13 protein-coding genes are annotated in these 13,220 nt (G+C 53.0%); all 13 read right to left on the bottom strand.

Going from position 1 to position 13,220, the window contains the following annotated elements:
- Nucleotides 1-215: 215 nt before the first annotated feature.
- The 13 genes from MKY58_RS09750 to MKY58_RS09690 all read right to left on the bottom strand — a co-directional run bounded on the left by MKY58_RS09750 (nt 216) and on the right by MKY58_RS09690 (nt 12,896).
- The gene (locus MKY58_RS09750; protein ID WP_339324354.1) at nt 216-575 is read right to left on the bottom strand and encodes a hypothetical protein; all 360 of its coding nucleotides are present in this window, start codon (nt 573-575) and stop codon (nt 216-218) included.
- A 284-nt stretch (nt 576-859) separates the two neighbouring features.
- Entirely contained in the window at nt 860-2,428 is a 1,569-nt protein-coding gene (rlmD, locus tag MKY58_RS09745; protein WP_339324353.1) for a 23S rRNA (uracil(1939)-C(5))-methyltransferase RlmD, read from the bottom strand.
- Nucleotides 2,429-2,512: 84 nt separating this feature from the next.
- Complete coding sequence (csaA, locus tag MKY58_RS09740) at nt 2,513-2,842, bottom strand: chaperone CsaA (RefSeq protein WP_339325102.1); 330 nt, start codon at nt 2,840-2,842, stop codon at nt 2,513-2,515.
- A gap of 256 nt (nt 2,843-3,098) precedes the next feature.
- Nucleotides 3,099-4,313: a hypothetical protein gene (locus MKY58_RS09735; protein WP_339325101.1), complete on the bottom strand. Its 1,215-nt coding sequence runs from the start codon at nt 4,311-4,313 to the stop codon at nt 3,099-3,101.
- 66 nt (nt 4,314-4,379) lie between these two features.
- Nucleotides 4,380-4,847 (bottom strand): hypothetical protein, encoded by a 468-nt coding sequence (locus MKY58_RS09730; protein WP_339324352.1) that lies wholly within the window; start codon nt 4,845-4,847, stop codon nt 4,380-4,382.
- Nucleotides 4,840-5,376: a sigma-70 family RNA polymerase sigma factor gene (locus tag MKY58_RS09725; protein WP_339324351.1), complete on the bottom strand. Its 537-nt coding sequence runs from the start codon at nt 5,374-5,376 to the stop codon at nt 4,840-4,842. The genes MKY58_RS09730 and MKY58_RS09725 overlap by 8 nt, the downstream gene beginning before the upstream one ends.
- A 169-nt stretch (nt 5,377-5,545) precedes the next feature.
- Nucleotides 5,546-6,427, bottom strand: coding sequence for an NAD-dependent epimerase/dehydratase family protein (locus MKY58_RS09720; RefSeq protein WP_339324350.1), 882 nt, complete (start codon nt 6,425-6,427; stop codon nt 5,546-5,548).
- Nucleotides 6,428-6,586: 159 nt separating this feature from the next.
- Nucleotides 6,587-7,279 carry a DnaD domain-containing protein gene (locus tag MKY58_RS09715; RefSeq protein WP_339324349.1) on the bottom strand — a complete coding sequence of 231 codons (693 nt, stop codon included), beginning with the start codon at nt 7,277-7,279 and terminating at the stop codon, nt 6,587-6,589.
- An 18-nt stretch (nt 7,280-7,297) separates the two neighbouring features.
- On the bottom strand, nt 7,298-8,593 hold the full coding sequence (gene asnS, locus MKY58_RS09710) for an asparagine--tRNA ligase (protein ID WP_036710124.1): 1,296 nt from the start codon (nt 8,591-8,593) through the stop codon (nt 7,298-7,300).
- Nucleotides 8,594-8,644: 51 nt separating this feature from the next.
- Nucleotides 8,645-9,853, bottom strand: coding sequence for an acetate kinase (locus tag MKY58_RS09705; RefSeq protein ID WP_339324348.1), 1,209 nt, complete (start codon nt 9,851-9,853; stop codon nt 8,645-8,647).
- On the bottom strand, nt 9,850-10,722 hold the full coding sequence (locus MKY58_RS09700; protein ID WP_339324347.1) for a 3-hydroxyacyl-CoA dehydrogenase NAD-binding domain-containing protein: 873 nt from the start codon (nt 10,720-10,722) through the stop codon (nt 9,850-9,852). Before MKY58_RS09700 ends, MKY58_RS09705 begins: the two co-directional genes overlap by 4 nt.
- A 147-nt stretch (nt 10,723-10,869) precedes the next feature.
- Nucleotides 10,870-12,372 (bottom strand): AAA family ATPase, encoded by a 1,503-nt coding sequence (locus MKY58_RS09695; protein WP_339324346.1) that lies wholly within the window; start codon nt 12,370-12,372, stop codon nt 10,870-10,872.
- The gene (locus tag MKY58_RS09690; RefSeq protein ID WP_339324345.1) at nt 12,372-12,896 is read right to left on the bottom strand and encodes a hypothetical protein; all 525 of its coding nucleotides are present in this window, start codon (nt 12,894-12,896) and stop codon (nt 12,372-12,374) included. The genes MKY58_RS09695 and MKY58_RS09690 overlap by 1 nt, the downstream gene beginning before the upstream one ends.
- Between the last annotated feature and the right edge of the window lie 324 nt (nt 12,897-13,220).

Raw genomic sequence — 13,220 nt, 5'->3', positions numbered from 1 at the left:
CGGTTTCAACAAAATTTTTTTGTATATTTCTCATTCAAAACTAACATCATAAAATAATGCGGAAATATTGACGAATCATTTCGTCGGTCTGCCTCATTGCAGCTTCATAGGGCGGTTTACTTCAACGATCATTCGAATTTTTCAGAATAACATTCAAATAAAAAGAAATCGCCACGTGCTGTTCAAGCAACGTGGCGATTTCTTGTGAGACGGAATTAAGTCGAGATCGCATTAATATCTTTTATATTGATTCTAGTAAGTCTGCGAAGTCGAATACCAGTTGTCAAACTTCTCAAATCGGTAAAAAGAGCATTTCCGAAACCATCCATGCCTTCAAAAGTCCCCCGGAAAGCGCCTTGAATTCCTCCACCGTCAAACTGAATTCTAATTCTAGTTCCCGGGCTTAAATTTTCAAGAAATTCCTGGATTCCGCGGCTCCGGTTTCCTGCGCTTTGATTCCCCGCGCTGCGGTTACCGACACTACGATTTCCTCCGCTGCGGTTACCAACGCTACGATTCCCTACGCTGCGATTACCAGCGCTTCGCTGACCTCTAGAGCCTCTGCTATGAGACATGATCCTCACCTCCTCTATCTGGATAGTTCTATACTATGAAAAACAAGAGGAAAGTCTTGTACTATTATTCTGATAGATTCGTATATTTTGAATACGTTGTTTCCTATGTAATAGTCATTAACAGGTAAGGGGCGATTCGGTAAGTATAATGAAAAAATTGCAGGCAATTGTTGATATTCAGATAGGAATAAATTTAAAAAGGCCCCGCCTACGCCACGATGTAGGAAGAGGCCTTTTCTATGACTTTATTTGAGACAAACGAAGATCAGTGAACCTGCCATCCGCTACCTTTGTAAAACCAAGGAGCAAACGCACTCCACGTGGGACGTCTGCGGGAACATGTCCACCGGCTGCGCCCACTCGATCTTGTAGCCGCCGCTGATGAGCACCTGACAATCCTTGGCCAAAGTGGCCGGGTTGCAGGATACGTACACCATCCGCTTCGGTTTGGCTTTGATGATGGCGTCCAGCAGCGGACGCTCGCACCCGGTACGCGGCGGATCGACGACGACGACGTCGGGGCGGATGCCGCGGTTCACCCATTCGGGCAGCAGCTGTTCGGCGCGGCCTTCGTAGAAATGCGCGTTGTCCACGCCCGTCGATTTGGCGTTGTCGCGCGCGTCCGCCACGGCCTCCGGTATCAGCTCGATCCCCCGGACTTCCCGCGCAAACGGCGCAAGCCACAGCCCGATCGTGCCCGTCCCGCAATAGGCATCGACGACAAGCTCGGAACCGTTAAGGCCGGCCGCTTCCTGGACGGCATTGTACAGCTTCACCGTCTGTTCGGGATTCAGCTGGAAAAAAGCGCGCGGCGACAACGCGAACCGCACGTCTCCAAGAGACTCTTCCAGCTGTTCTTCGCCCCATAAAATGACGGTTTTGCTGCCGAACACGAGCGGCGACTTCCCTTTGTGGATATTATGCGCGATCGTCGTCGCCATCGGCAGGCGCGCCCGGAGGTGCCCGACCAGCCTTCTCGAATCGGGCAGCCGGTCCGTCGCGGTAATCAGCGTGAGCTGAACCTTGCCGCTGGTCTGCCCGACGCGGGCCACGATCGTTTTGATTGCGCCTTCGCGCGTCCGTTCATCGTAAACGGGGATATCCAGCTCCTCCAGCACTTCCTTGACCTGCTCGATGACCCGGTTCACCACCGGATGCTGAATCGGACATCCGCTGATATCGATGAGCCGGTGCGTTCCCATCGCATACAGGCCGGCAACGATGTCTTTGCCTTCGCGCCCCACCTGAAGCTGGGCTTTGTTCCGGTAGCCCCACGGATTATCCATCCCTATGATCGGGCGGATCAGGAGCGTCTCCAGCTTGGCGTAACGCTGGAAAGATTCCCGGACGATCTCTTCTTTGGCCTGAAGCTGCGCTTCATAAGTCATATGCTGGATCTGACAGCCTCCGCATTTGTAATAAATCGGGCACGGCGGCTCTTTGCGCTGGGGCGATTTTTTTTCGATTTCGAGAATTTCCGCGGTCAAATAACCCGGCTCGACGCGGGTCACTTTCGCTTTGACGACCTCTTCCGGCAGCGCGCCGTGCACGAACACCGCCTTCCGCCGATAGTAACCGACGCCTTCCCCGTTAATGCCGATCCGTTTGATCGTCACGACGATTTTTTCTCCTGCCTTCACGGATTCCGCGGAAGGCTCAGTTTTAGGGGAGAGCCCTTTTTTGCTTGGGGCTGCTCTATGCCATTTTTCTACCGATTTTCCATGCTTGCCTGTTTCTTTCGGATGGGCAGCCTGTCGCTTGGCTCGGCGGACGCCCGCCGGGTTGAAATCGCGTTGTTCCGTTCCCCGGTCGCCTGCCGCTCCCTTTGCTTTGTTTTGTTTGTTCTCGGCCATCCTGTCAATCGCTCCGTTTCTGTCCTGAATTCATGTCTTTACTATACCATAGCGGAGCCTCTTCCCCTAATGTGTTCCAGCCGTTTAGGCAATCGGCGTTCCATTGGGCACAACCAAATCCGGCTTCAAGAGCACGACGTCCCCCTCCCCGGGAACGCCTCCAAGGACCAGCACTTCCGAATCGAAACCCGCAATCCTGCGGGGCGGAAAGTTGACGACGGCTGCCACTTGTCTCCCCACCAATTGTCCGGGCGAATATCTTCGGGTAATTTGCGCCGACGAACGTTTGATTCCCAAGTCGCCAAAATCGATTTCAAGTTTGATTGCGGGTTTGCGGGCTTTCGCAAAGTTTTCCGCTTTTATGATCGTGCCGATCCGTAAATCCAGCTTCAAAAAATCTTCGATCGTTGCCATTTCCATCACGCTCACACTCCAAGTTATTGTTCGTTCATTTCCGGCGATCTGTCAATCCCTTCACATCTTAGCAGATCGTCCGAAAGATGCACAAACGTAAGCATGGTTTAAATAAAAAAATACGAACAAAAAAAGGGAAGCCGCCGCTCCCCCTTTGTAAACGTCATATTGTCATTTTGTACTCGCGATCATGCCGATAATCCGGGCAGCCCCGGTGAGACAAGCAGTCGAATGTAAGTTTCCGCAGCGGTCTCATTTAGTGGAACTTCCTATTTTTGTTCGCGCGGCTTTTATTCGAACCGGTCATCAGCTTGATACCGCCCGCAATGAGCAGGATCGACACGATCGCAGGCTTCAAATAACGCATTTTATATTCGATAAACCACTCCGGGAACCACCGGTCAAGGAACGGGACCAAGATCGTGGATCCGACGTAATACAGTCCAAGCAGCACCAGCCCGATGCCCAGCCAACGCTGGTGGTCGGAAATGCCTTCGACGATCGGACGGTCCACGAGCGGCTCGCGTCCATAACGGCTCGTTTGCTGAAGCCCGTCAAAAAACGAAAAGAACCAGACTAGCGGAATGAGAAAGAGAAACAGGGACAAATGCAGCACATCCAAAACATACACGCTGCCAAGGAAAATCACCATCAGCTGCAGCCCCCGTTTTTGCAGTCCGAGGTACATATGCCCCGCGCCCGGAAAAGCGGACAGCAGCGTCGCGATCACTTTACTGCGTTTGCCTTCCTCGCGGCCCGCCTCCATATCGTCGAACAGCGAACGGTCGCGAAGCGCTTCCCCCGCCTGTCTGCGGTGTATAAGCTGAACGGCGTCAAACATGCAGTACAGCCAGATGATCGGGAGCACGCCGAGGAACAACAGGAAAATCGTATGGCTCGTAAGTCCGGTCAGGAAAAACATGATCGTGCCCAAGCCGAAAAAGGCGATCAAAAACGATAGTCCCCGCTGCATGAGTCCCATGTGCAAATGGCCGAGTCCCGGCACGAAGGACAGCAAAATCGTATAAAAACGTTCGCTTTCCGGGCTCTGGGACGATCCGGTACGGGGCGGATACGGCGGATACGCATAGCCGCCTCCCGTTTCATCCTGCCCCGCAAACATGCCGGCAGGCGGCGCGTTCAGATCGGCATACGGCGGATGGCCGCCAGGGTGGTATCCGTTAGGATCATAACCTTGAGGCGGGAACGCAGGCAGCCGCAGCAAAAACACGACCAAATCCAGCATGCAGACGAGCCACAGCGCTATCGCGCAAATCGCGGTCAAAACGATAAAGAAACCCGCTTCGTGCGTGTTGGCGACGGCCAGCATAAAACCGAACAAGATTCCCCCGAAAAACAGAAACGGATAAACGAATCCTCTTCCTTTTCTGCCCATATAATAATGCCCCAGCCCAGGGATGAAATTCAGGATAAAGGCTGTCATTTTATTGCGGTAAGGTTCCACATTCATCTGTCCTTTCAAAAAATGTTCGTCCTCAGGATGCCCAAGGCATCCTGAACGGTACGGTCTTTATCTTTAACGGCCTTGAGGCTTTAGCCGGTCGATCCAGCCCGTCGTAACTTTAACCAGCTCTTCGCTGAAGGATGCCTCGTTGCCATGTTTTTTGACATGTTCCGGACCGGGCGTCAGCTTATCGAACCACCCCGCCGAGAGGAAGATCAGCGTCAGGCAAGCTGCTATAGCATAATGGAACAAGCGATGTTCGTACCAGCGGCGCCTGTCGTTCCTTGCCTCCATGTTGACGACCTTGGCTTGCGGCTCCGCGATCCGCGACATGACATTGTCCGCAAACCGCTCGGGCTGCGCCAAAACGGGGAGTTCGGAGCCTTCCAGCTCCAGCGCCTGCATGTACAGCTCCAGCGCCTGTTCATCTTCGAGCAGGAGCGTTTCCATATGCTCCACCTGCTCCCGTACCGACTCGTCCCCGCGGATGTATGCGGCCCATGCCTCGACGGACGGCATCGCTTTCCGGTTGTCATTCATCCCATTCTTCCTCCTTCCAGTGCTTCCGAATCCAGCTTCGTGCCCGGTAAAGCCTCGATTCTACCGTTTTTACCGCAATGTTTTGCTCCCTGGCGATCTGGTCATAGCTTTTTTCCTCTATATAGAATTGAACTAAAATGTCCCTGTGCTGGGCAGGCAAACCGTCCATTTTTCTCTCCAGCAGCTTCTGCTTTTCTTTGCGGACCAGCTGCCTCAGCACATCCTCTTCCGCCGACGGCAAGTGCTCGATGAGCTCTCCATCGGCCATCTGCTCTTCCCGCCGCCTGCTTAGCTTGCGTTTGGCGTCGATCGCCTTGTTCACGCTAATACGGGTAATCCATGTTTTGAACCCTTGGGAACGGTATTCCGGGAGAGATTTATAGACCTGCAAAAAAACTTCCTGTGCCGCATCTTCCGCTTCTTTGGCGTTTTTGAGCACGGAATAGGCGGTTTGGAACACATGCTGCGAGTATTGCTCCACAAGCATCCGGAAAGCAGCCTGGTCGCCGCGCCTGATTTGATCGATCAATCGTGCTTCGTCAATCTTTCTCTCCCCCTTCCCCGTAACAATAGACGACAACCGCTTTGCCAACCCTGCATCTTTTTCAAAAAATTTTTAGCATGATAGATTTCCCCGTACGATTGCAAAAAGAAAAGCCTTTCCCCGCAGGAAAAGGCTTAAACAAGGCGAAGTTTCATCATCTTTCGGCAGACATGCGGCCGATCAGCGCCGGCAGCCAAGCACGGAGCGGCTGGAACTCGAAGCCCAATCGTTCCGCTTTGCTCGTATCCATCACCCACGAATCGGGAACGCCGAACGGGGATTTATCCTCATCGCGGACCTGTTTGGCGATTACCGCTTTTTTACCGGTTTCTTTTTCGATCCACCCGATCAGCTCGGACAGCTTCACTACCCCTTGCGAGCATGCGTTAATCGCTCCTTCGACGCGCTGCTTTCGCAGCCAGGCGAGGAACGACGCCGCTTCGCCGGAGGATATGAAACACATCTCCGCCTTCAGGTTCGGGATGCCGATCGGCTGCCCCTGCTTGATATGATCGATATGGAACTCCAGCCGGCCCGTGTAGTCGTCTTCGCCCAGCACGATCGGAAAACGTGCCGCCGCGACCGGAAAATCGGCCTGCTGCAAAAATACCGCTTCCGCCAGCCGTTTGCCTTCCCCGTAGGAAAAATCGTCTTTTCCGCCGAGCGTTACCGGATAAATATAAGGATTCACGTCGTTTTCTTTATGTTTACGCGGAGCCGGGTCATAGACGGACAACGTCGAAGTCAGGATATATCTCCTAACCTTGCCTTGAAACACTTCGCAGGCATCCTTGGCCGCTTGCGGAGAATAACAGATATTATCGAAGACGGTATCCCATTCCTGCCCCGCTTCGACCGCTTTCATCAGCGAAGTTTTATCGTTGCGGTCCAGCTGGATGCGTTCCACCTGGTCGCCAAATTCGTCGTTTGTATTCCCACGGGTGGCGATCGTCACTTTAAAGCCTTCGTCCAATAGCAAACGGACAAGCCTTTTGCCAAAAAAGCGCGTTCCACCCAAGATTAATATGTTTTTCATGGATGTCCTCCCAACATCGATTTTCGATCAGTCCTTACTTTTGTTTCCTATGTATTTTACCACAAAAGCGTGCCCTCCGAATGCACCGGAAAGGCACGCTTTACGTGGAATTTCAAAACATCTCGCCATTAAAACGCCCGCCGCATGCGGCCCGTCATGTTATGCTCGTCCGCCGTTGCGGAATTTTTGCGTATAAGCTTTGGCATCGCTGACCGTTTTGACCCGGTTGCGGCTCCATTCCAGCAAAATCCGGTCGATGTACCGGAAATGCACCTTCCCGGCAAATACGGCCTCCTTCAGCGCCATGCGGATCAATTCTTCCGGATAACGGTCCTGATCGATCCATCCGGAGATGGCCTCCAGTTCCATCGGCGACAGGGGCCGTCCGAATTCCTTCTCGAACACGACGAACAGATTTTTGCCCGCCTCCTGCTCCGGACCGGTGTCCGAATGCGGGCGTGACGCGGGAGTGGACCTGTTTTTACGCTGATCTACCAAAAGCACGCCCAGCTTCTCGAACAAGCCGGACAAATTGTACCGCTCGTATTGAATGTTGCGGAGCTCGTCAAGTTCTTCGTCGATGCTGATCATCCCTGCTTTCAGCAGCTTCTGCAGGCTTTGGGCGATGGCTTGGGCCGAGACGCCCATGACCTCCTGAAGTTCCTCCAGCGTCGGGAAATCTTTGTGCTCCACCTGCTTGAAAGATATCAGATGGATGAGCAGCAGCACCTCTTGATCGCTCAGCTTCAATTTGCGGTAATGCCGGAGCAGCACATACGGAATGACCGCCATGCCGGATCCCAGGCCGAAGGAAGCACCCTCGGCCCATGCGTTCCATCCTGCGCCGTCCATGAGCTTCACCTCTCTTTATTAAGGGTAGAGGCGATACAATGTGCGAGGGAACGGAATCGTTTCGCGAACGTGATCGAGTCCGCAGATCCAAGCTACCGTACGTTCCAGCCCCAGACCGAATCCGGAATGCGGCACCGTTCCGTACTTGCGCAAATCCATGTACCACTGGTACGTTTCCATCGACAGGTCATGCTCCTTGAAACGCTGTTCCAGCAGGACCGGATCGTCGATCCGCTGCGAACCGCCGATGATTTCGCCGTAACCTTCCGGCGCGATCATGTCGGCGCACAGCACGACCTCCGGACGGTTCGGGTCCGGTTTCATGTAAAACGCCTTGATTCCCGCCGGATAATGCGTAATGAATACCGGTTTGTCGTATTTCTCGGCGATGGCCGTTTCGTGCGGTGCCCCGAAGTCTTCGCCCCACGGAATGTCGAAGCCTTCTTCCTGAAGGAATTTGATGGCATCGTCATACGTAATGCGCGGGAACGGCGCTTGGATGTTTTCCAGCTTGGAAATATCGCGTCCGACCGCTTCCAGTTCCTTCTTGCAGTTTTTCACGACGGATTGCACGACATGCGTGATGAACTGCTCCTGGATCTGAAGGCTTTCTTCATGATCGGTAAAGGCCATTTCCGGCTCGATCATCCAGAACTCGATCAGGTGGCGGCGGGTTTTCGATTTTTCGGCGCGGAACGTCGGCCCGAAGGAATAGACTTTACCGAGCGCCATGGCCGCAGCTTCCATGTAAAGCTGGCCGCTTTGCGTCAAATAGGCGTCCTCTTCGAAATATTTCGTGTGGAACAGGTTCGTCGTTCCTTCCGCGGACGTCGGAGTCAAAATCGGCGGATCGACCAGTGTGAATCCGTTTTGATCGAAAAATTCCTGAACGGCGCGGATAATTTCTCCGCGGATGACCAAAATGGCGCGCTGCTTCGGCGAACGCAGCCACAGATGGCGATGGTCCATCAGAAAATCGATGCCATGCTCTTTCGGGGTAATCGGATAATTTTCGGTCAAGTGAATGATTTCAAGTCCCGTTACCGTCATTTCATAGCCCGACTGGCTGCGCGGCTCCTCGCGAATGACGCCGGTGACGTATACCGAACTTTCCTGCGTCAGGCTTTTGGCATCGTTCCATACCTGCTCGGAAACTTCGTTTTTCACGACGACGCCCTGAATATATCCGCTGCCGTCACGCAGCTGCAGAAACTGGATTTTTCCGCTCGAACGTTTGTTATGAATCCAGCTGCCGATCGTAACGGTCTCTCCTACGTGCTTGTTCACGTCACGAATCACACTTTTGGTGGCCATGCCTAAATCTCTCCCTTTACAATAACTTGCTTGAATTCGATGATATCGCGTCTACGACTTCAATCCTTGTACGAGGCGGTTCGTGTCCCGGGCGATGACAAGCTCTTCGTTGGTCGGGATTACCAGAACCTCCACTTTGGAATCGGCCGAAGAAATGCGGCGCGGTTCGCCGGAACGGATCGCGTTTAATTCCTTATCCAGCTCGACGCCCAGATAAGTCAAATTTTCGCATACTTTTTCACGCAAAACAACCGAATTCTCTCCGACGCCTGCCGTGAAGACGATCGTATCGACGCCGTTCATGACGGCGGCATACGAACCGATGTATTTGCGGAGACGGTATTCGTACATGTCGAATGCCAGCTTCGAATTGGCGTCGCCGTTTTGCATTCCTTCGGTAATTTCCCGCATGTCGCTGCTGATGCCCGAAATCGCCAAAAGTCCGCTATGTTTGTTCAGCATCGAGTTGACCTCGTTGACCGTCAATTCTTCCTTGTTCATGACGAACGGCACGATCGCCGGGTCCAAATCGCCGCTGCGCGTGCCCATCATCAAGCCTTCAAGCGGCGTCATGCCCATCGAGGTATCGATGGAACGTCCGTTTTTCACGGCCGTGATGCTGGCTCCGTTGCCGATATGGCAGGTGATGATTTTCAGATCTTCGATTGGACGGCCCAAGAATTCCGCCGCGGCTTGGCTGACGTAATCATGCGACGTGCCGTGCGCGCCGTAGCGTCTTACTTTATGTTTTTTATAGAGCACTCTCGGAATGGCGTACAGGTACGCATGTTCCGGCATCGATTGATGGAAGGCGGTATCGAAGACGACAACCTGCGGAATGTTCGGCATGTTGGCTTCGGCGGCCTTGATTCCCATCATGGAAGCCGGGTTATGAAGCGGCGCCAGGTCGAAGAGCTGGCGGATTTTGGACTTCACGTCGCTATCCACGACCGCGGACTCGTCGAAATATTCGCCGCCGTGAACGACGCGGTGCCCAACCGCGTCGATTTCGTCGATCGAACCGATCACGCCGTGCTCAGGGTTTGTCAGCAGTCCGAGCACTTTGCGAATCGCCGTCGTATGCTCCAAAATTTCGCTCACTTCCGTCACGTCGGCTCGTCCCGCAGGTTTGTGCGTTACGATGGAGGAATCCATGCCGATCCGTTCCACCAGCCCTTTGGCAAGCACGGATTCGTCGGTCATGTCGTACAGCTGGTATTTAAGGGAAGAACTTCCCGCGTTAATGACTAAAATTTTCATACCCGGTCACCATCCTTGTCGTACTTGAAGAAGCCTTCGCCTGTTTTGACGCCCAAATGCCCCGCGCGCACCATCTTTTTAAGCACGATCGACGGACGGTACTTCAGCTCGCCGAATTCCCGGAACATCCGATCCAGCGCAGCAAGGACGGAGTCGAGGCCGAAACGGTCGGCCATCTCCAGCGGTCCGTATTGGAACTGGTATCCGATGCGCATCGCGTCGTCGATGTCCTCTGGAGAAGCCACGCCTTCCTGGAGGATATGCAGCGCTTCGTTGATCATGAGGCAAATCATCCGGCTGGAAACGAAACCAGGGGATTCATAGACCATGATGCCTTTTTTATGGACGACTTCCTCAACGAAACGTTTGGTTTCCGTAAATGTCGTATCGGAAGTTTTCAAACCGCGGATGATTTCGACCAGGTCGACTTTGCTTACCGGATGGATGAAGTGCATGCCGATCACCCGCTCCGGATACATGGTCGAGCTGGCCAGCTCCGTCAAGCTGAGCGAAGACGTGTTGCTGGCAAGAATGATATGGCTAGGGCATACTTGGTCCAGCTGCGAGAATACGACGCGTTTGGCGTCCAGGTCTTCGGAGATCGTCTCGATGACCATGTCGCATGTGCCGAGCTCCGCAAGATGCACCACTTTATGAATTCTGCCCAAAATCAATTTTTTTTCTGCTTGGGTAATGGCCCATTTTTCGAGCTGTTTGTCCAAGCTGAGTTCGATCATGGAATACGAATAATCGAGTTTTTCCGGCGTTTTCTCCACGAGCAGCACGTCCAGGCCGCGCGTCGCCAGCATTTCGGCGATGCCTTGACCCATCGTGCCCCCGCCGATGACGCCAATCTTTTTAAAGTACATGTTTCTCTTCCACCTTCCTATGGCCACTTGTTTGCGAATTTTCTATGTCGTACCCGTATCTTTAATGTAGGAGGGTACATGGTGACCCAAACTATAATAATAACTTAGCACAGAAAAAAAGTAAAAAAAAAGAACCAGCATCACAAATTATGCTGGTAATTGGGAATGTTCACGAAATAGTCGACGAAATTGGTCTCCGGACAGCGTTTCTTCCTTCAGCAGGATATCGAGCGACTGTTCGTAAATCGTCCGGCGTTCCTCCAGCATCGTCCGCGTCCGTTTCATGAGCTCTTCCAAAATGGCATTGTTTTCTTTCATCAGCTCTTCTTTCGTCACCATGTCCAAATCGACGATGCCAAGGGACGTCAACCCGGATTTCATCATGGTTTGCACGATGTTCAGCGCCTGCTCGAAGTCGTTGCTCGAGCCGGTGCTGCGTCCGCCGTAGAAAATCTCCTCCGACGCGGCGCCGCCCAGGGCGATCATAATTTGCTCCTCCAGGAACGTTTTGGTGTACAGGTATTGTTCCTGGGTCGGATTATGCCGCACGTAACCAAGCGCTTTGCCGCGCGGGCTGAGCGCAACCTGGCTGACGCTGCCCGGACGGACAAGCTCTGCCATGATCGCGTGGCCAAGCTCGTGAATCGCAACCCGTTTTTTCTCTTCGAGCGTCGATTCGCGGTCGGTGCGTTCGCCCATCATCACCTTGTCTATGGACATGGACAAATGTTTTTGTTCGATTTCTTTTAAGCCTTCGCGCATCGCGTAAATGGCTGCCTCGTTCATGACGCTCTCGAGCTGCGCCCCGGAAAAACCGAAGGATTCCTCGGCGATTTTCCCGAGGTCGACGCCCTCTTTAAGCGGCTTGTTTTTTGCATGCAGCCGGAGAATATGCTCGCGCCCCTTTTTATCGGGCAGGTCGACCTGGATATGCCTGTCGAAACGTCCCGGACGGAGCAGCGCGCTGTCGAGCATTTCCTTGCGGTTCGTTGCCGCGATAAGCAAAATTCTCGGACTGTCGGACGAATATATCCCGTCCATTTCGGTCAGCAGCTGGTTCAGCGTCTGATCGTATTCGCGCTGCTGGCCGCCTTCGCGTTTGCCGCCGATCACGTCGATTTCATCGATGAAGATGATCGCGCTTTGCTTGTTTTCCTTCACGGCGCGGTTGCGCGCTTCGCGGAACAGCTCGCGCACGCGACCGGCGCCGACGCCGACGTACATTTCGACGAATTCGCTGCCGGACGAAGCCACGAATACGGAATCCGTATAATGCGCGGCCGCCTTCGCCATCAGCGTTTTCCCGGTTCCCGGAGGTCCCGTCAGCAGAATCCCTTTCAAAGGACGGATGCCGAGCTTGCGGATTTCTTCATGCTTGATCAAAAAGTCCAGGGCCTCCATCAGCTCCTGCTTCGCATGATCCTGCCCGCCGATTTCTTCGAACGTCAGCTTCTTGGGCCCTCTTTTTTTGCGTTTGCGCTCCGCCCCGGCTCCTACGGCCAGTCCGCCGCGAACGCTCGCCATGAAAAGCAGCCCGCCGATCAGCAGCGCCGCAATGATCAGTGGAATGATATTGACGCCGATATAAGCCAAAAATATGAGCAATACCGGAACGAAACCGACCAGCACCTCTTTGGTCCATCTTGGCATTATTCCCACACCCCTATCTTCGCGGGGTTCCGGGGCAGCACGATAAACTTGCTGGAATCGCCGTCGCTAAGGCTGATATACACGTTGTCGGTATCCATCTCCGTTTGGGTTTTGATGCCGGAATCTTTGGCCAGCTGCTCCAGCTTGGCCGGAATTTCGGTATATTTCTTGTTGTCCATCGCTTCGGCGACGGAGAACATCGCGGAATTCCAGAAACGGTTCAGCTTCTCGGAGGAATGGTCCACGAAATCGAATTTCAGCTTGCGGTTGCCCACCACCGATTTTCCTTTGGTCGTAATTTGGTTTACAAGTCCCGATAAGTTCGTGTCAGGCTTCAAATCCAGTTTCAGATTGATCTGATTGCGGGTAATATCGAATTGGGCGTTGTTGACGCCTTTATAATTTTGAACGATTTTTTGCAGCGGCCCTTGCATCGTCGTCTGGCGATAAACGAACCATCCGCCGAACAGCACCGCCGCCGATATGACAACAGTAAGCGCAATTGGTATTGGACGCAGTTTCAAAACGTTGTCCTCCTCTCTTATTCTAAAAAACTTATCTTATCTATATCATACGAAAAATAGACAACCGCGGCAAAGGAGCTTTAAACAAAGCTTCTAAGACACGGTCATTCCAAGCTTCTTCGATCTGCATTAAACACGACGGTCACACCATTTTCAGAGAGTATATCTTTGAATCACAATATAGAGTATATCACATCGTATATACTTAATCGAAGGTAATGTGTGAAAGTATTTAAAATATTATCCTGCGCACGCCAAAGAACCCCATTTTCATGAGGTTCTTTTCCATTTATTAGCTAATGATTCGCATCAATGCGTTTAGAC

Source organism: Paenibacillus sp. FSL W8-0194 (genome assembly GCF_037969745.1).
Classification (GTDB): Bacteria; Bacillota; Bacilli; order Paenibacillales; family Paenibacillaceae; genus Paenibacillus_AQ; species Paenibacillus_AQ cookii.
The sequence above is the reverse complement of the archived record's forward strand: the minus strand, read 5'-3'. Positions and strand labels throughout refer to the sequence as shown.

Excerpts from the sequence above, each read along its gene's own strand:
- MKY58_RS09735 (WP_339325101.1), bottom strand. The coding sequence starts at position 4,313 with ATGAATGTGGAACCTTACCGCAATAAAATGACAGCCTTTATCCTGAAT.
- MKY58_RS09700 (WP_339324347.1), bottom strand. The coding sequence starts at position 10,722 with ATGTACTTTAAAAAGATTGGCGTCATCGGCGGGGGCACGATGGGTCAA.
- MKY58_RS09705 (WP_339324348.1), bottom strand. The coding sequence starts at position 9,853 with ATGAAAATTTTAGTCATTAACGCGGGAAGTTCTTCCCTTAAATACCAG.
- asnS (WP_036710124.1), bottom strand. The coding sequence starts at position 8,593 with ATGGCCACCAAAAGTGTGATTCGTGACGTGAACAAGCACGTAGGAGAG.
- MKY58_RS09720 (WP_339324350.1), bottom strand. The coding sequence starts at position 6,427 with ATGAAAAACATATTAATCTTGGGTGGAACGCGCTTTTTTGGCAAAAGG.
- csaA (WP_339325102.1), bottom strand. The coding sequence starts at position 2,842 with ATGGCAACGATCGAAGATTTTTTGAAGCTGGATTTACGGATCGGCACG.
- rlmD (WP_339324353.1), bottom strand. The coding sequence starts at position 2,428 with ATGGCCGAGAACAAACAAAACAAAGCAAAGGGAGCGGCAGGCGACCGG.
- MKY58_RS09695 (WP_339324346.1), bottom strand. The coding sequence starts at position 12,372 with ATGCCAAGATGGACCAAAGAGGTGCTGGTCGGTTTCGTTCCGGTATTG.
- MKY58_RS09750 (WP_339324354.1), bottom strand. The coding sequence starts at position 575 with ATGTCTCATAGCAGAGGCTCTAGAGGTCAGCGAAGCGCTGGTAATCGC.
- MKY58_RS09715 (WP_339324349.1), bottom strand. The coding sequence starts at position 7,279 with ATGGACGGCGCAGGATGGAACGCATGGGCCGAGGGTGCTTCCTTCGGC.
- MKY58_RS09730 (WP_339324352.1), bottom strand. The coding sequence starts at position 4,847 with ATGAATGACAACCGGAAAGCGATGCCGTCCGTCGAGGCATGGGCCGCA.